The sequence below is a fragment of the Rhodopseudomonas sp. AAP120 genome (genome assembly GCF_001295845.1).
Lineage (GTDB): Bacteria > Pseudomonadota > Alphaproteobacteria > Rhizobiales > Xanthobacteraceae > Rhodopseudomonas.
Map to the genome: position 1 here is coordinate 33,703 of NZ_LJIC01000059.1, position 16,158 is coordinate 49,860.

Below are 16,158 nucleotides of genomic sequence, written 5' to 3' on the forward strand. Positions count from 1 at the left end.
GCATTGCGTAGAATCAAATACCGCCATGTCTGCAGAGGGATACGAGCAATAGTGGTACCCGGCGCAAGGGCCGGCCGACTCCAGCGTTGCGAGCTGCGCGTCAGCGTTGCGACTACGCCTCGACGCGCAACGTGCTCGCCGCCGGCTAAGCCCCGCTGCGGTTGGTACGGTCGCGCTCACTCAGGTTGGCGATCAACTGCATCAGCACCCGCCGCCGCTCCTCGTCGTGGGTTTCCGACAGCAGCCGGCGATACAGTTTGAGATTTTCCTCGCGAACAAACTTGTCCAATGATGTCCCCGTTCGTTTCAGGCACTGACTCACGCCGCCGCCGGCATGAAACGACTGCGATGAAACCGAATGGTGGAAAAATACAGCGTCTGAGAATGGCTGTCGATCCGAGAGCCTCATAACGAAGTGCACGTGAATCAACGGACGTTGTAAGGAGAAGCCTTACATATTGAGGTTCACCGAGTGGATCGGTCGCCGTTCTCAAGCGCCGGGCGTTGCGCCTGGGGCGGCATTGTTCAGCAGCTGCGCGATCGCCGCCACCACCTGCGAAGGCGCGAACGGCTTGGTGATCAGCAGGCTGTTGGGGACGCCGCGAGACGCCCATTCGGCAGCGCTGTCGCCCGTCATGTAGACCACCGGAAAGCTCGGATCGGTCTCGCGGGCGATCCGGCCGACGTCCCATCCGTCCATGCGGTCGCGGCCGAGATTGATGTCGGTCAGCACAGCGCGGAATCGCTGCGGCTCCGCGAGCAGCTTCTGGGCTTGCTCGCCCGAAGAGGCCACTTCGACTTCGAAACCACCTTCTTCGAGGGCTTCTTGTACGACGCTCTGGATCATAGGTTCGTCTTCGACGACCAGGATCACGATCGAATTTTCCAAGACGAACCCCTGCCACAGGCGTCTACCAAAACAACAAGTCGCATGGGCTGTGAAAGTTCCATTTTGCGGCTGCGCAAGGGGCGTCCGCGCCGGTTGTGATTCCTAAGGCGGGGATGGTCCGCTCGCGCCGACGCGCTAAGCAGGGCCCGAGAAAAGCGCGGAGTTGTCGCTATGACGTGGTACGTGGACGCCATCCTGGTCGGGATCATTCTGCCTTGGATCATCGTGACCTATCGGCTGATCGCGGCCTTTCGCGCCGGTGTCGCAGAAGGGCTGATCGCCTGGGCGAAATGGGCGGTGCCGTGTATTCCGGCGATGCTGCTGGTGATGTGGGGCATCCAAAGTCTGCGCTAGCGAGCTCGCAGCGCCGCCCGCGAGCTCAGCTCGTCGCGTCGCCCCGATGAATCGACAGCATCATGCCGTTCTTGATCCGCCGGGCTTCGGTGAAAGCCCGCTGCACGCCGGGGTCGGCGGAGTCGGTCGAGAAGGTGATCAGCTTGTTGCAGTTCGGGCACTGCACCTGGACGCCTTCGCGGACGTTCCTGATCTTCTCGCGGAACGGCACGCGGCACTTGGTACACAGCACCCGGATCTTGTCCGGCGGCTTGGTCGGAGCGAGCTGCATGGTCATCCCGTAGTTCTGCGCGGCGACGGTTGACAAACGGTGAACAGCTCCGCGCTCAAGGCTCGGGGTGAGGGGTTGCCGCCGAACCGCCGATGTCGGGGAGCGGAGCGCTGCCGAGCCGGGAGGGGGCCTCCGAGATCCGCCAATGCGTCGGCCGCCGCGGCACGAACTCGTGGGTCTCGCAATGCACCCATCCGCCGATCACCCGGCGACACGGTTCCATCCGCCATTCCACGCGGCCGTCGACGATCACGGCCAACTCCAGCCGCACATCGAAATTCTCTGTGCCGATCGGATGCCACATTCGACTAAAGGTGCACTGTCCCAGACTCCCGGCATTGTCCCCGATCAATTACGAGCCGATTCGCCCCGGGTTTCACGCATTAATCGCGGCTTGCCGTGGGCAGGGCAGACATCGCGAGGTCGGCCACAAAGGATGTCGCCCGGTGCTGTCCTAGTTAGGACACGCGCAAAGGGAACTTAGGACAATTAAGTAGGAGGAACCCACCCCGGCGGGGGGGCATAGCTCTGCGGTCTAGTCGCAAGTGTCTTGCCGCTCGCATCCATGATGGTGGCGGGCATCAGATGCCGAGCAAGCCGACCTGCGGTAATGTTTGTCCCGGATTACAGACGTTTAAGAGCTCTCGTGCGTGTCCTCGGCGGCCTGAAGGCGTTCCTGCGAAGATTTGTTTAGCTGGAAGCCGGAAGCGAACCCGGCGGACGGCCGGAACGTGATCGCTGTCGGCGCTGATGCTGATCGCGCGATCGAAAAGGTTGTCGATCGCATCCTGCTTCCGCACACAAAAACGCCCCGCCAGCCGAAAGGCCGGAGGGGCGTTGTTGTTTCTGTGTGTCGATGACCATGCTTGCAGAATTAAGATTAATGCTTGCACATTTTTGTGCAAGCATTAATCTTAATTCTGCAAGCATAGGAGCCCCCCCGTGGCAAAGAAATCTGCTGATAAAGTCAAGGCCGCTCTCGCGCGAGCACAGATTTTGCCGCCAGAACGACGTGCCGAGATTGCGCGGCAAGCGGCAAAAGCTCGCTGGGGAGAGGGGAAGCAACCTCTGCTCGCAAAATATGGGGCGGCAGACCGCCCCCTAAAAATAGGCAGCATTGAAATCCCTTGTTACGTGCTGGCTGACGGTACGCGCGTCTTGGCACTCCGGGGGCTGTATGCCGGCATTGGCCTCTCACCCGGTGGTGGTAGGAGCGGCGAGCGCAAAATCGTTGATTTGATGGTCAGTTTAGCAATAAAGGGTATAGATATCAGGGGCTTAATCGCGCGCGTGGATTCGCCAATTCGGTTTACTCCGCCGCATGGTGGCCCGCCTGCTGATGGCTTCGAAGCAACGATCTTGCCCGATATCTGCGCGGTGCTGATAGATGCCCATCAGAAAGGAAAGCTCGGCAAGTATCGAGAGCATCTTGCTACGCGCGCGGCGATCCTCCAGCACGGTTTTGCGACTGTTGGAATCATCGCGCTCGTCGATGAAGCAACAGGCTATCAAGATTTTCGTCAGCGAGATGCGCTCGCAAAGATTCTGGAAAAGTTTGTTGCAAAGGAGTTGAGACCGTGGGTCAAGACATTCCCGGCGGAGTTCTACAAACAGATATATCGGCTCAATGGTTGGTCCTACACCGAGAATGCCGGTCGGCCGGGCGTGATAGGGCATTGGACAAATAACATCATTTACAAAAGGCTCGCACCCGGGGTCTGGGAAGAATTGAAACGCCTCACCCCCAAGACCCCAAGCGGCTCATACAAAAACAAGCTATTCCAGCGCTTAACCGAGGATGTTGGGCATCCGAAACTTCGTGAACACATGAGCGCGGTTTTGATGCTGATGAAATACTCTCCGCATTGGAAAGTGTTCATGGATCGGCTTGATCGAGAGTTTCCGCAGTGGGGTAAGAATTTCTTGCTGCCGTTCCCGGAGGATTACGCGCCTCCTGGTCTTCCGCCGCCGCCCAACTTCGTGGACAATTGAAAAGAAAGAGGCCGCCAACTAAGGCGGCCTCTTTCAGATCACGGTTTGCGCTTGCGTAGAATTTTATCCAGGGTGCGCTCCAGATCGATCCTGCGAATACGCGCGGCTTCGGCCTGTGACGGTAAGCCAAAAGTGTTCGCCATTCGCAGCCAGAATTCCTCGTCGGTCTCCATTCTGCGCTCCTATCATCCGGACTTAGGGACGAAGCTTCTAATACCCGATTCTTGCTTACACTCGGTGAGCCAATTTTGGAGGGACCCCAGTAAATAGGACACGCCACAATCCATCTTAGGACACTCTGGGTCAAATACGGACAGTGCCTGTCGCCCAAAAAGAACATATTGCGAACAGAGAACAAATAGCGTACATTGCATCTATCGATCATCGGACCTCGCGGTTTGTCCCCCCGGCGAATCCCGTTCATAAGGAGCATCACATGGCTTCCGCCCCCACTGCCCTGCGTATCGTCGAAGGTTCTTCCATGGACAAATCCAAGGCGCTGTCCGCCGCGCTGTCTCAGATCGAGCGCCAGTTCGGCAAGGGCTCGGTGATGAAGCTCGGCAAGAACGATCGCTCGATGGACATCGAGACGATCTCGTCCGGCTCGCTGGGGCTGGATATCGCGCTCGGCGTCGGCGGCCTGCCGAAAGGGCGCATCGTCGAGATCTACGGGCCGGAATCCTCGGGTAAGACCACGCTGGCGCTGCATTGCGTCGCCGAGGCGCAGAAGAAGGGCGGCATCTGCGCCTTCGTCGACGCCGAGCACGCGCTCGACCCGGTGTATGCCCGCAAGCTCGGCGTCAATGTCGACGAACTGCTGATTTCCCAGCCGGACCATGGCGAGCAGGCGCTCGAGATCGCCGATACGCTGGTGCGCTCCGGTGCCATCGACGTGCTGATCATCGACTCGGTGGCGGCGCTGGTGCCGCGCGCCGAGCTCGAAGGCGAGATGGGCGACGCGCTGCCCGGCCTGCAGGCCCGGCTGATGAGCCAGGCGCTGCGCAAGCTCACCGCCTCGATCAACAAGTCGAACACCATGGTGATCTTCATCAACCAGATCCGCATGAAGATCGGTGTGATGTACGGCTCGCCGGAAACCACCACGGGCGGCAATGCGCTGAAGTTCTACGCCTCCGTCCGCCTCGACATCCGCCGCATCGGTCAGATCAAGGAGCGCGACGAGGTCGTCGGCAACCAGACCCGCGTCAAGGTGGTGAAGAACAAGCTGGCGCCGCCGTTCAAGCAGGTCGAATTCGACATCATGTACGGCGAGGGCGTGTCCAAGATGGGCGAAATTCTCGACCTCGGCGTCAAGGCCGGCATCGTCGAGAAGTCCGGTGCGTGGTTCTCGCACGACAGCCAGCGGCTCGGTCAGGGGCGTGAGAACGCCAAGGCGTTCCTCAAGGCCAATCCGGATCTCACCGCCAAGATCGAAGCGGCGATCCGGCAGAATTCCGGCCTGATCGCCGAACAGATCCTCGCCGGCTCGCCCGAAAACGACGCCGAGGGCGAGGAGCCGGTCGACGAATAAAACGAGGCTGCGCCCCGACACGTGGCCATGATCGCCCGCGCAAGCGGGCGATGTCGTTTCCAGCGTGCGAGTTGGTGTGCATGCCGTGCCTTAACCGACGGCCGTCATCGCCCGCGAAAGCGGGCGACCCAGTATTCCAGCGCGCTCACTGCTTTATCACGCGACGCAGACGCGCGTTGACGTTACGCGTCACGTTAAGCGCTCTGCGATACTGGATCACCAGCATGCGCGGGTGATGACCACCTTGGTTGCGTCCCGCCAAAGCTACTCCGCTGGCGGCTGTTTGATGATCTCATGGCCTTTCCGCACGCGGCCACTGCGCCGTTCGACGGCCGCTTGTCCCCGTTTACTCCGCCGCCCGCGCGTAGTCCGCCGCCAGGGCGTAGTCTTCGATCGGTGGGCAGGAGCACACCAGGTTGCGGTCACCATAGACGTTGTCGACGCGGCCGACCGGGCTCCAGTATTTGTCGGTCCGCGAATGCGGCGCCGGGAAGCAGCCTTCGGTCCGCGGATAGGGCCGGGTCCACTCCGCCGAGGTGACGTCGTGCACGGTATGCGGCGCATGGCGCAGCGGCGATTGTTCGATCTTGAAACGGCCTTCCTCGACCTGCGCGATCTCGCGGCGGATCGCGATCATGGCGTCGCAGAACCGGTCGATCTCGGCCTTGGATTCCGATTCGGTCGGCTCGATCATCAGCGTGCCGGGGACCGGGAAGCTCATGGTCGGGGCGTGGAAGCCGTAGTCGATCAGCCGCTTGGCGATGTCGTCGACGGTGACGCCGCTGGTCGTCTTCAGCGGCCGCGGATCGACGATGCATTCGTGCGCGACGCGGCCGCGCAGGTTGCGATACAGCACCGGGAAGTGCGGCTGCAGCCGGTCGGCGATGTAGTTGGCGTTGAGGATCGCGATCTCGGTGGCGCGCTGCAGCCCGGCGCCGCCCATCATCAGGATGTAGATGTAGGAGATCGTCAGGATCGACGCCGAGCCGTACGGCGCGGCGGACACCGTGCCGCCGCCGTGCAGCACGCCGCTCGTCGGCTCGCCTTCGGCCGGATGACCGGGCAGGAACGGCGCCAGATGCGCCTTGACGCCGATCGGCCCCATGCCCGGGCCGCCGCCGCCGTGCGGAATGCAGAAGGTCTTGTGCAGATTGAGGTGGCTGACGTCGGCGCCATAGGCGCCGGGCCGGGCGAGGCCGACCTGGGCGTTGAGATTGGCGCCGTCGAGATACACCTGGCCGCCATGCTGGTGGACGATGTCGCAGATCTCGCGGATGTGCTCCTCGAACACGCCATGCGTCGACGGGTAGGTGATCATCACTGCGGCGAGATTGGCCGAATGAGCTTCGGCCTTGGCGCGCAGGTCCTCGACGTCGACGTCGCCGTGGCTGTTGCAGGCGACCACCACCACATCCATCCCGACCATTGCGGCCGACGCCGGATTGGTGCCGTGCGCCGAGGAGGGGATCAGGCAGATCTTGCGATGCGGCTCACCGCGCGACAAATGATAGCCGCGGATCGCCAGCAGCCCGGCATATTCGCCCTGCGCGCCAGAATTCGGCTGCAGCGACACCGCGTCATAGCCGGTGATCTCGGCCAGCCAGGCTTCGAGCCGCGCGAACATCGCGTGATAGCCTTCCGCCTGCGCGCGCGGCACGAACGGATGCAGGCTGCCGAATGCCGGCCAGGTCAGCGGCATCATCTCGGTGGTGGCGTTGAGCTTCATGGTGCAGGAGCCGAGCGGGATCATCGCGCGGTCGAGCGCGAGATCGCGGTCGCTCAGCTTGCGCATGTAGCGCAACAGCTCGGTCTCCGAGCGATAGTCCTGGAACGCGGCCTGCGTCATGAAATCGCTGGTGCGCTTCAGCGCTTCCGGCAGCGTATCGGACGCGTCACGCTCGATGTCCGCATAGCCGAGCGAGCCGCCGAACGCGCGCCACAGCGCCTCGATAGTCGCCGGCGTCGTGGTCTCATCAAGCGCGATGCCGAGCGACGTCGGGTTGATCCGCAGGTTGATCCTCTCGGCCTCGGCGCGCGCCACGATGGCGTCGCGCTGGTCGCCGACCTCGATGGTCAGCGTGTCGAAATAGGTGTCGTTCGCCGGCGCAAAGCCGAGCTGTTTCAGGCCGGCTGCCAGCGTCGCGGTGCGGCGGTGGACGCGTCGGGCGATCGCGGCGAGCCCGTCGGGACCGTGATACACCGCGTACATCGCGGCGATCACCGCCAGCAGCACCTGCGCGGTGCAGATGTTGGAGGTCGCCTTCTCGCGGCGGATGTGCTGCTCGCGGGTCTGCAGCGCCAGCCGATAAGCGGGCTGGCCGTGGCTGTCGATCGACAGGCCGACGATGCGCCCGGGCAGGCTGCGTTTCAGGCTGTCGCGGGCCGACATGTAGGCGGCGTGGGGGCCGCCATAGCCCATCGGCACGCCGAACCGCTGCGCCGAGCCGATTGCGATATCGGCGCCAAGTTCGCCCGGCGGCGTAATCAGGGTCAGCGCCAAGAGATCGGCGGCCATCACGGCGAGCGCACCCTTTTCGTGCAGCCTGGCGATGACGGCGCGAGGATCGCGCAGCGCGCCAGAGGAGCCCGGATATTGCAGCAGCGCACCGAATACTTCGGCGGCGTCCAGATCGGTCTCCGGATCGCCGACCAGGATGGTCCAGCCGAGCGGCTCGGCGCGGGTTCGCAGCACCGCCAGCGTCTGCGGATGGGTGTCGCGATCGACGAAGAAGGTTTTCGACTTCGCTGCCGAAGCGCGCTCCGCCAGCGCCATCGCTTCGGCAGCGGCGGTGGCCTCGTCGAGCAGCGAGGCGTTGGCGACGTCGAGCCCGGTGAGATCGCAGATCATGGTCTGGAAGTTGAACAGCGCTTCCAGCCGGCCCTGGCTGATCTCCGGCTGATACGGCGTGTAGGCCGTGTACCAGGCGGGATTCTCCAGGATATTGCGCTGGATCACGGTCGGCAGGATCGTGCCCGAATAGCCTTGGCCGATCAGTGAGGTGAATACTTGGTTCTGCGCCGCCAGCTCGCTCATATGCGCCAGCGCCTCGGTCTCCGACAGCGGTGCGCCGAGCGCCAGCGGCTCCTTGTTGCGGATCGCAAACGGCAGCGTCTCGGCCATCAGCTGCTCGAGGCTACCGGCGCCGACCGTGGACAGCATCTCGCCGATATCCTGCGGCGAGGGCCCGATATGCCGGCGCACGAAGTCATTGGCGGCGTCGATCGGTCGGCGATGCGGCATGCGAGGCTCCTGATCCAAAAAAGATGCTCACGCCGTCATTGCGAGGAGCGAAGCGACGAAGCAATCCAGAGGCGCAATGCTCGGGTCGCTGGATTGCTTCGCTTCGCTCGCAATGACGAGGAATAGTCAGCAACAACTCAGGCCGTGTGGGCCTTGTAGGCGGCGGCGTCCATCAGGCCGTCGAGTTCGCTCTTGTCGGCGATCTTCAGCTTGAAGAACCACGCGGCGCCGTCGGCGTCCGAATTCACCAATGCCGGCTCGGTGCCGAGCGTCTCGTTGACCTCGAGCACTTCGCCGGAGATCGGCGCGTAGACGTCCGAGGCCGCCTTGACCGACTCGACCACCGCGGCGGCCTCCGCTTTCTTGACGCTGCGGCCGACCTTCGGCAGTTCGACGAACACCACGTCGCCGAGCTGTTCCTGCGCGTAGTTGGTGATGCCGATGGTAGCGACGTCGCCTTCGATCTTCAGCCATTCGTGATCGGAGGTGTAGAGCGTGGTCATGCGGGGTCCTCAGCGCTTGTAGGTGTTCGGAACGAACGGCATGGCGGCGACGCGCAGCGGCAGGCGCTGGCCGCGCACCTCGGCGAAAACCTGGGTGTCGAGGCCGGCGTGCGGTCGCGTCAGGTAGCCCATCGCCACCGGGGCGTTCAGGCTCGGGCCGAAGCCGCCGGAGGTGACGCTGCCGATCGGTTCGGCCGAGTCGGCGCTGGCGAACAGCGGCGCACCTTCGCGCACCGGGGCGCGGCCCTCGGGCCGCAGGCCGACGCGGGTGCGCGACGTGCCGCCGTCGAGCTGCTGCAGGATCACCGAATCACCGAAGAAGCCGCCCGGGCGGGCGCCGCCGCTGCGCCGGCTTTTCTGGATCGACCAGATCAGCGCGCCTTCGACCGGCGTCGTCGCAGTGTCGATGTCGTGGCCGTAGAGGCAGAGCCCGGCTTCGAGCCGCAGGCTGTCGCGGGCGCCGAGCCCGATCGGCAGCACGTCCGGATCGGCCAGCAGCTGCTCGGCGAACCCTTCGGCGCCGTCCGCCGGCACCGAGATCTCAAACCCGTCCTCGCCGGTGTAGCCGGAGCGCGACACGATGCAAGGCAGGCCGGCCACAGTCAGCTCCGCCACATCCATAAACTTCAGCTTGGCGACATCTGCACAGAATTTCGCCAGCACGCTCTCGGCCTTCGGGCCCTGCAGCGCCAGCAGCGCGCGCTCGGGGAGGGCGGTGATGTCGCAAACGTCCGACAGATGCGCCCGCAGATGCGCCTCGTCCTCGGTCTTGCAAGCGGCGTTGACCACCAGGAACAGCCGGTCGCCCAGATTGGTGACCATCAGATCGTCGAGGATGCCGCCGGATTCATTGGTGAACTGCGCGTAGCGCTGGCGGCCGGGGGCGAGCGCCGCAATGTCCTGCGGCACCAGTCTTTCCAGCGCGTGCGCGGCGTCTTGGAGCTGGCCGGACTTCGCCCGCAGCTCGATCTGCCCCATATGCGAGACGTCGAACAGGCCGGCGGCGGCGCGGGTGTGGAGATGTTCTTTGAGGACGCCGGGCGCGTATTGCACCGGCATGTCGTAGCCGGCGAACGGCACCATCTTTCCGCCGCGCGCCAGATGCAGCGCGTGCAGCGGGGTTCGTTTCAAGGCAGCCGTATCTTCACGGGCCAGCATTTCCAGGCTCCCACGGTTCCCGAGACCGATTTCTCGTCACCATTCGAGCCCCATCTGTCGCTGTGCCTGAGAGCATTATCCCGTCGGCGGACCCGCCCCGGGGTGTACCCGGCAAGGTCTCTTTCCAGATGTCATCAAGTCGCGCGGTCCGTTTGCCTGAGAGTTTCCGGGGCGGTTGCTCCTTCGGCGCCGGCCCTCCCTTCACTGAAGGATTGGGCCGATCTCTCCCGACGCGACTTAGTCTCAACAGGTAGGACACAAACACGGCCGCAGCAAGGCTGTCAACGCAGTGCAGCGAGCTATCAACGGCTGTTCGCAACCGCCCCAGGTGGCACCGAGGTCAGTCCGCAGGTCAGTCCCCGGGGCGGGTGGCAAACAATTGAATCAGTGCCCACTTTCTGGACAGAGGGCGGCCCCGCGTCTAAAAGGCTGAACTCCGGAACGGTGGGTCCGGCGGGCATTTCGCGGGTATTCCGGGTGATTGGACGAACATGAGCGGCGTTAACGAAATCAGGTCTGCGTTTCTGAACTACTTCGCCAAGAACGGCCACGAGGCCGTCTCGTCGTCGCCGCTGGTGCCGCGCAACGACCCGACGCTCATGTTCACCAATGCGGGCATGGTGCAGTTCAAGAACGTCTTCACCGGTCTGGAGAAGCGCCCGTATCAGCGCGCCACCACCTCGCAGAAATGCGTCCGCGCCGGCGGCAAGCACAACGACCTCGACAATGTCGGCTACACCGCCCGGCACCTGACCTTCTTCGAAATGCTCGGCAACTTCTCGTTCGGCGATTACTTCAAGGAACGCGCGATCGAGCTCGCTTGGAATCTGATCACCAAGGATTTCGGCCTGAAGAAGGACAAGCTGCTCGTTACCGTGTACCACACCGACGACGAGGCGGCGGGTTACTGGAAGAAGATCGCCGGCTTCTCCGACGATCGCATCATCCGCATCCCGACGAGTGATAATTTCTGGGCGATGGGCGACACCGGTCCGTGCGGCCCGTGCTCGGAGATCTTCATCGATCGCGGCGAGCATATTTTCGGCGGCCCGCCCGGCTCGCCGGACGAGGACGGCGACCGCTTCCTCGAATTCTGGAACCTGGTGTTCATGCAGTACGACCAGGTGACGAAGGACGAGCGCGTGCCGCTGCCGCGTCCGTCGATCGACACCGGCATGGGCCTCGAGCGCATGGCGTCGATCCTGCAGGGGGTCGACAGCGTGTTCGAGACCGACCTGTTCCGCAATCTGATCGATGCGACGTCGTCGGCGCTCGGCCGCGGTCCGAGCGGCGACGATGCGGCGTCGTTCCGCGTCATCGCCGATCATCTGCGCTCGTCGTCGTTCCTGATCGCGGACGGCGTGCTGCCGTCGAACGAAGGCCGCGGCTACGTGCTGCGCCGGATCATGCGCCGCGCGATGCGCCACGCCCAGCTGCTCGGCGCCAAGGAGCCGCTGATGTGGCGGCTCGTGTGGGCGCTGGTGCGCGAGATGGGCCAGGCCTATCCCGAGCTGGTGCGCGCCGAGGCGATGATCGAAGAGACGATGCGGCTCGAAGAAACGCGCTTCCGCAAGACGCTGGAGCGCGGCCTGTCGATCCTCGACGAAAAGAGCGCGACCCTGAAGAAGGGTGACATGTTCGACGGCGAGACCGCGTTCACGCTGTACGACACCTATGGCTTCCCGCTCGACCTGACCCAGGATGCGCTGCGCAACCGCGGCATCAATGTCGATATCGCGTCCTTCACAGACGCGATGGACCGTCAGCGCGCCAAGGCGCGCGCGTCGTGGGCGGGCAGCGGCGAGGCGGCGACCGAGGCGGTGTGGTTCGGCCTGCGCGACAAGCACGGCGCCACCGAATTCCTCGGCTACGATACCGAGACGGCCGAGGGCGTCGTCACCGCACTGGTCAAGGACGGCAACGAGGTCGACGCGCTCAAGGCCGGTGATCAGGGAGCAATCGTGCTCAACCAGACGCCGTTCTACGCCGAGTCCGGCGGCCAGGTCGGTGACACCGGCGTGCTGATCGCCGATGGCGTGCGCTTCGTCGTCACCGATACGCTGAAGAAGGCCGGCGATCTGTTCGTGCATTTCGGCACGGTCGAGCAGGGCGCGATTGCGCTCGGCGACGCTCTGGCGCTCGAGGTCGATCACGCCCGCCGTTCGGCGATCCGCGCCAATCACTCGGCGACGCATCTGCTGCACGAGGCGCTGCGGCAGGTGCTCGGCGATCACATCGCGCAGAAGGGCTCGATGGTGGCGCCCGACCGGCTGCGCTTCGACTTCGTGCACCAGAAGCCGATCACGCCGGACGAGCTGCGCCAGGTCGAGGACATCGCCAACGACATCGTGCTGGAGAACGACGAAGTCGTGACCCGGCTGATGGCGGTCGACGACGCCCGCGAGGCCGGCGCCCGCGCGCTGTTCGGCGAGAAATACGGCGACGAGGTCCGTGTCGTGTCGATGGGCAAGGCTGCGCGCGAGCATGGGAGCAACGCGCTCGGCTGGTCGGTCGAACTCTGCGGCGGCACCCATGTGAAGCGCACCGGCGATATCGGGTTGGTGTCGATCACCGGCGAAAGCGCGGTCGCCTCCGGCGTCCGCCGCATCGAGGCGCTGACCGGCAAGCAGGCGCGGCAGGCGCTGAACAATCTGCGCAACGATCTGCGCGTCGTCTCGGCCGAGCTGAATGCCTCGCTGGGCGACGTCACCTCGCGCGCCAGCGCGATCGTGCAGGAGCGCAAGAAGCTCGAGCGCGAACTTGCCGAGGCGCGCAAGAAGCTGGCGATGGGCGGCGGCGCTGCGGCCGGTGGCGGCGGCAGCGACGTGCGCGACATCGGCGGCGTCAAGCTGATGGCGCGCTCGGTCGAGGGCATCGAGATCAAGGATCTCAAGAGCCTGGTCGATCAGGGCAAGAAGCAGATCGGCTCCGGCGTGATCGCGCTGATCGCCAAGAGCGAGGACGGCAAAGGCTCGGTCGTGGTCGGCGTCACGCCCGACCTGGTCGCGCGGTTCTCCGCGGTCGATCTGGTGCGCAAGGCGTCCGAAGTGCTCGGCGGCAAGGGCGGCGGCGGCAAGCCCGACATGGCGCAGGCCGGCGGCCCCGACGGCAGCAAGGCCGACGCCGCGCTGGAAGCGATCGCCGCCGCGATCGGCGGATAGCATGAACGACACAGTGGCGTGGCGGGTCGAACAGGCCTGCCTCGATGCCTGGCCGGCGCTGCGGAGCGCGATGCGCGGCGACTGGCTGCTGCGATTCGGAGAGGGCGTCTCCCGCCGCGCCAACTCGGTCAACCCGCTGCACGACCGCGCCACGTCGATTGCCGAGCACCTTGATAGTTTCGCGGCGCTGTATCGACACCACGGCCAGCCGCTGATCGTGCGCGTGCCGACGCTGCTCGCCGGCGCCGCGCAGATCGAGCGCGAACTCGATCAGCACGGTTTCGGCCGCGAAGGCGAGACCTGCACGCTGCTGCGGGATTTCGGCGGCGAGCGGTTCGTCGAGCATGCGTCCGCGGCGGCTGCGCGCGCCGTCGATGCGTCTGATCGAGGTAAGCCTGCAGCTGATCCATCCGTTGCCGCGCCCGACATCACCATCGTCCCGCGCGCCGATGCTGACTGGCTCGCCGCGATCGCGCGGCTGCAGGCACAGACGCCGTCGCATGCGGCGGTGTATGCCCGGGTGGTCGCCGCGATTGCCTTGCCGACCGGCTTCGCCGCGCTTCGCAAAGACGGCCGCATCGTCGCCACCGCCTATGGCGTGCTGCACGGCGACCTGCTGGTGATCGAGTCGGTCGTGGTCGACGAAGCGTTGCGCGGGCAAGGTCTCGGCCGCCGCCTGATGCATGCACTGTTCGCTTGGGCCGTTAGCCACGGCGCCAAAGCCTCCTGCCTGCAAGTCGTCGCCGACAACACCGCCGGCCGCGCCCTCTACGCCAGCCTCGGCTTCGACCAGGAACTCTACCGCTACCACTACCGCCGCGCTTCCAACTAACAACCTCTCCCCGGGTCATTCCGGGGCACGCAGCGAAGCTGCGTGAACCCGGAATCTCGAGGTTGTGACGAAGACCTGCTCAACACCTGCGAGATTCCGGATCGCCGCTGCGCGGCGTCCGGAATGACGGTGCTTGGGGCGAGCGAGCTGACGACGCGGACGGGCTGCGCCGCCTCACACCGCCACGCTGGACAGCGGCTGCTCAACTGTCTGCGGCGGCGGGGCGGCGGTGGCTTCGTCGAGGCAGTAGGCGACGGCATCGCGTAGGCTGGTGACGATCGTGTCTGCCTGAACGGAGCCCTGGCCGTCGGGGGTCGTCGCGCCCGTCGCCGATAGCAGCGCCACCATGATCTTCGCCCGCGGCGCCTTGCGGCGCAGGCGGCGTACCGCGTAGCGGATATGCGTGCTGTTCGGGACTTCCAGATACGTCAGGCACACCAGCGCGACGTCCGAGGTGTCGAGGCCGAAGATGTTCTTGGTCGCCAGCGCGCCGGGCGGCTCGGCCCGGGCGCCGAGGCCGTGCACGCGGCACAGATGCGACAGCATCAACGCCGCGGCTTCGTCGAGCTCGCTGCGGCCGCCGATACACAGCACCGGCGCTGCGCTCTGCCAGTGCGGCTCCAACTCGGCCGGAGTCAGCGTCGGCAGCCCATCATGAGCATGCGCCGTGGGCGTTTCGTCCACAGCCGCGGCTGCTTCGGCGTCTTCGGTAGTCTCTTCGCCGTCCGCCTCCTGCTCGACCTCGTCGGTGAGATCCTCTGTGAACTCCAGCACCGTGTCCTTGATCCGCGCCAGCCGCACCGCGTCGAGCGCACCGCGTTCGAGATCCGCCTGAGCCAGCTGCAGGCCCTTCATCGCGACGTCGTCGTAGTAGGACGACAGCGAGCGCTCCTTCAGAAATTGCTCGGCCTTCTCGGCGGCCTCGGTCGGGTCGCCGGCCAGCATCCGCTGATAGAAGATCTCCGGCGGCGACAGCGCCGGCCGGTCGCCGAACATCACGTCGAGAAACGCCAGCCGCTCGACGTGGCGGCCGAGCACGACCAGGCACACCGTCAGCGGCGTCGCCAGCACCAGGCCGATCGGTCCCCACAGCGCGGTCCAGAACGTCGCCGAAATCACCACCGCCACCGGCGACAGGCCGGTGGTGCGGCCGTACACCCAGGGTTCGACCACATGGGCGATCGCCGGCTCGATGACGAAGAACAACACGGCCGTCCAGATCAGCATCGACCAGCCCGGATCCACCGCCACCGCCAGCGTCAGCGGAAACGCCGCCGCGATGATCGAGCCGATATACGGCACGAAGCGCAGCACCGCGGCGAGGATGCCCCACAGCGCGGGGCTCGGCACGCCGATGATCCACAGGCCGGCGCCGATCAGCACACCAAAGAAGGAATTGAGCAGCAACTGATTGAGGAACAGCCGGCTCAGCCGGCCCGCCGCATCGTCCAGCGCCGCGGTGGTGCGCTGCAGATCGTGTGTGCCGGCGAGGCGGATCAGCCGATTCCGCAGATCTTCCTTCTGCAGCAGAATGAAGATCACGAAGATCACGATGATGCCGGTCATCGCCAGCGGCGAGATCAGCGGCGCGATCAGCGAGCGCAGATTGGCCAGCGTCCCCGGATCGGGCTGCAACACCTCGACCGGGACGGGCGCAACCGGACGGCCGGATGAGGTCGTCGGCGATGCATTGTTCAGCGACGGCGCCGCGTTGTTCGGCCTGTTCAGTTCCTTGCTGAGATCCTGCAGCATGCCCTCGGCGCGCTCCAGCGTCGAGGAGCCGCCGGTGACGCCGCGCAGCGAGGTGATCTTGCCCTGGATCGTGGACTGATACTGCGGCAGGTCGCTGGCGAGCCGCGACAGCTGCGTGGCGATCAGGCTGCCCAGCGCGAAGATCACCGCAAACGCGAGCAGCACCGAGACGATCGCCGCCACGGCCCGCGGCACCCGGATCGCCTGCAGCAGATTGACCGGCCGCGCCAGCACGAAGCTGAGCAGGATCGCCAGCGCCACCGGCACGAATACCTCGCGCCCGACATACAGCGCCGAAATGATGATCACCGCCAGGATCGTGACGGCGCAGGCGCCGACCAGGCCGGCGACGTCTTCCAGGCTTTGAGCTTTCCCCAGCTTCATCCGTTCGACGCCTTCGATGACGTTGATGATCGGACGATGCGCCGACCCCGCAGCCAGCCGCCTCGAACCAGACAGCAGGCCGCACCGATC

General features: G+C 65.0%; 15 protein-coding genes and 1 riboswitch. Of the genes, 5 read left to right on the forward strand and 10 right to left on the reverse strand.

From position 1 onward, the window contains the following. Window positions 1-145: 145 nt before the first annotated feature. Complete coding sequence (locus IP86_RS29060) at window positions 146-289, reverse strand: hypothetical protein (protein WP_197279744.1); 144 nt, start codon at window positions 287-289, stop codon at window positions 146-148. 201 nt (window positions 290-490) lie between these two features. Then, on the reverse strand, window positions 491-889 hold the full coding sequence (locus IP86_RS10110) for a response regulator (RefSeq protein ID WP_082363923.1): 399 nt from the start codon (window positions 887-889) through the stop codon (window positions 491-493). A gap of 171 nt (window positions 890-1,060) precedes the next feature. On the opposite strand from IP86_RS10110, the gene IP86_RS10115 reads away from it, so the two are divergent. Then, on the forward strand, window positions 1,061-1,243 hold the full coding sequence (locus IP86_RS10115) for a hypothetical protein (RefSeq protein ID WP_054162394.1): 183 nt from the start codon (window positions 1,061-1,063) through the stop codon (window positions 1,241-1,243). A gap of 25 nt (window positions 1,244-1,268) precedes the next feature. Here the strand turns inward: IP86_RS10115 and IP86_RS10120 are convergent, their stop codons facing one another. The 3 genes from IP86_RS10120 to IP86_RS28625 form a co-directional block, all read right to left on the reverse strand. Then, the gene (locus IP86_RS10120) at window positions 1,269-1,550 is read right to left on the reverse strand and encodes a hypothetical protein (RefSeq protein ID WP_245290584.1); all 282 of its coding nucleotides are present in this window, start codon (window positions 1,548-1,550) and stop codon (window positions 1,269-1,271) included. Window positions 1,551-1,569: 19 nt separating this feature from the next. Continuing rightward, entirely contained in the window at window positions 1,570-1,818 is a 249-nt protein-coding gene (locus IP86_RS10125; RefSeq protein WP_054162396.1) for a hypothetical protein, read from the reverse strand. Window positions 1,819-2,095: 277 nt separating this feature from the next. Next, window positions 2,096-2,419, reverse strand: a complete 324-nt coding sequence (locus IP86_RS28625) for a PIN domain-containing protein (RefSeq protein ID WP_156332456.1) — start codon at window positions 2,417-2,419, stop codon at window positions 2,096-2,098. A 37-nt stretch (window positions 2,420-2,456) separates the two neighbouring features. Here IP86_RS28625 and IP86_RS10130 point away from each other — a divergent pair, with 37 nt between their 5' ends. Further along, window positions 2,457-3,506: a P63C domain-containing protein gene (locus IP86_RS10130; RefSeq protein WP_156332457.1), complete on the forward strand. Its 1,050-nt coding sequence runs from the start codon at window positions 2,457-2,459 to the stop codon at window positions 3,504-3,506. Between the two features lie 38 nt (window positions 3,507-3,544). Here the strand turns inward: IP86_RS10130 and IP86_RS29595 are convergent, their stop codons facing one another. After that, window positions 3,545-3,679: a hypothetical protein gene (locus tag IP86_RS29595; RefSeq protein WP_283804775.1), complete on the reverse strand. Its 135-nt coding sequence runs from the start codon at window positions 3,677-3,679 to the stop codon at window positions 3,545-3,547. Between the two features lie 263 nt (window positions 3,680-3,942). Here IP86_RS29595 and recA point away from each other — a divergent pair, with 263 nt between their 5' ends. Then, window positions 3,943-5,037 carry a recombinase RecA gene (gene recA, locus IP86_RS10135; protein ID WP_054162398.1) on the forward strand — a complete coding sequence of 365 codons (1,095 nt, stop codon included), beginning with the start codon at window positions 3,943-3,945 and terminating at the stop codon, window positions 5,035-5,037. A gap of 346 nt (window positions 5,038-5,383) precedes the next feature. Here the strand turns inward: recA and gcvP are convergent, their stop codons facing one another. The 3 genes from gcvP to gcvT all read right to left on the reverse strand — a co-directional run bounded on the left by gcvP (window position 5,384) and on the right by gcvT (window position 9,939). Beyond that, window positions 5,384-8,278, reverse strand: coding sequence for an aminomethyl-transferring glycine dehydrogenase (gcvP, locus tag IP86_RS10140; protein WP_054162399.1), 2,895 nt, complete (start codon window positions 8,276-8,278; stop codon window positions 5,384-5,386). 137 nt (window positions 8,279-8,415) lie between these two features. Then, the gene (gcvH, locus tag IP86_RS10145; protein ID WP_054162400.1) at window positions 8,416-8,781 is read right to left on the reverse strand and encodes a glycine cleavage system protein GcvH; all 366 of its coding nucleotides are present in this window, start codon (window positions 8,779-8,781) and stop codon (window positions 8,416-8,418) included. A 9-nt stretch (window positions 8,782-8,790) separates the two neighbouring features. Next, window positions 8,791-9,939 carry a glycine cleavage system aminomethyltransferase GcvT gene (gcvT, locus tag IP86_RS10150; RefSeq protein WP_054162401.1) on the reverse strand — a complete coding sequence of 383 codons (1,149 nt, stop codon included), beginning with the start codon at window positions 9,937-9,939 and terminating at the stop codon, window positions 8,791-8,793. Between the two features lie 134 nt (window positions 9,940-10,073). Then, a riboswitch (glycine riboswitch) is annotated at window positions 10,074-10,180 on the reverse strand. 250 nt (window positions 10,181-10,430) lie between these two features. Here gcvT and alaS point away from each other — a divergent pair. After that, complete coding sequence (gene alaS / locus IP86_RS10155; protein WP_054162402.1) at window positions 10,431-13,100, forward strand: alanine--tRNA ligase; 2,670 nt, start codon at window positions 10,431-10,433, stop codon at window positions 13,098-13,100. Window position 13,101: 1 nt separating this feature from the next. Beyond that, window positions 13,102-13,932, forward strand: a complete 831-nt coding sequence (locus tag IP86_RS10160; RefSeq protein ID WP_054162403.1) for a GNAT family N-acetyltransferase — start codon at window positions 13,102-13,104, stop codon at window positions 13,930-13,932. Window positions 13,933-14,106: 174 nt separating this feature from the next. Here the strand turns inward: IP86_RS10160 and IP86_RS10165 are convergent, their stop codons facing one another. Continuing rightward, window positions 14,107-16,068: an AI-2E family transporter gene (locus IP86_RS10165; RefSeq protein ID WP_054162404.1), complete on the reverse strand. Its 1,962-nt coding sequence runs from the start codon at window positions 16,066-16,068 to the stop codon at window positions 14,107-14,109. Between the last annotated feature and the right edge of the window lie 90 nt (window positions 16,069-16,158).

What these genes read in the sequence shown, in the direction of transcription:
- IP86_RS10160 (WP_054162403.1), top strand. Translation starts at nt 13,102, where the DNA reads ATGAACGACACAGTGGCGTGGCGGGTCGAACAGGCCTGCCTCGATGCC.
- IP86_RS29595 (WP_283804775.1), bottom strand. Translation starts at nt 3,679, where the DNA reads ATGGAGACCGACGAGGAATTCTGGCTGCGAATGGCGAACACTTTTGGC.
- alaS (WP_054162402.1), top strand. Translation starts at nt 10,431, where the DNA reads ATGAGCGGCGTTAACGAAATCAGGTCTGCGTTTCTGAACTACTTCGCC.
- gcvT (WP_054162401.1), bottom strand. Translation starts at nt 9,939, where the DNA reads ATGCTGGCCCGTGAAGATACGGCTGCCTTGAAACGAACCCCGCTGCAC.
- IP86_RS10165 (WP_054162404.1), bottom strand. Translation starts at nt 16,068, where the DNA reads ATGAAGCTGGGGAAAGCTCAAAGCCTGGAAGACGTCGCCGGCCTGGTC.
- gcvP (WP_054162399.1), bottom strand. Translation starts at nt 8,278, where the DNA reads ATGCCGCATCGCCGACCGATCGACGCCGCCAATGACTTCGTGCGCCGG.
- gcvH (WP_054162400.1), bottom strand. Translation starts at nt 8,781, where the DNA reads ATGACCACGCTCTACACCTCCGATCACGAATGGCTGAAGATCGAAGGC.
- recA (WP_054162398.1), top strand. Translation starts at nt 3,943, where the DNA reads ATGGCTTCCGCCCCCACTGCCCTGCGTATCGTCGAAGGTTCTTCCATG.
- IP86_RS10125 (WP_054162396.1), bottom strand. Translation starts at nt 1,818, where the DNA reads ATGTGGCATCCGATCGGCACAGAGAATTTCGATGTGCGGCTGGAGTTG.
- IP86_RS10115 (WP_054162394.1), top strand. Translation starts at nt 1,061, where the DNA reads ATGACGTGGTACGTGGACGCCATCCTGGTCGGGATCATTCTGCCTTGG.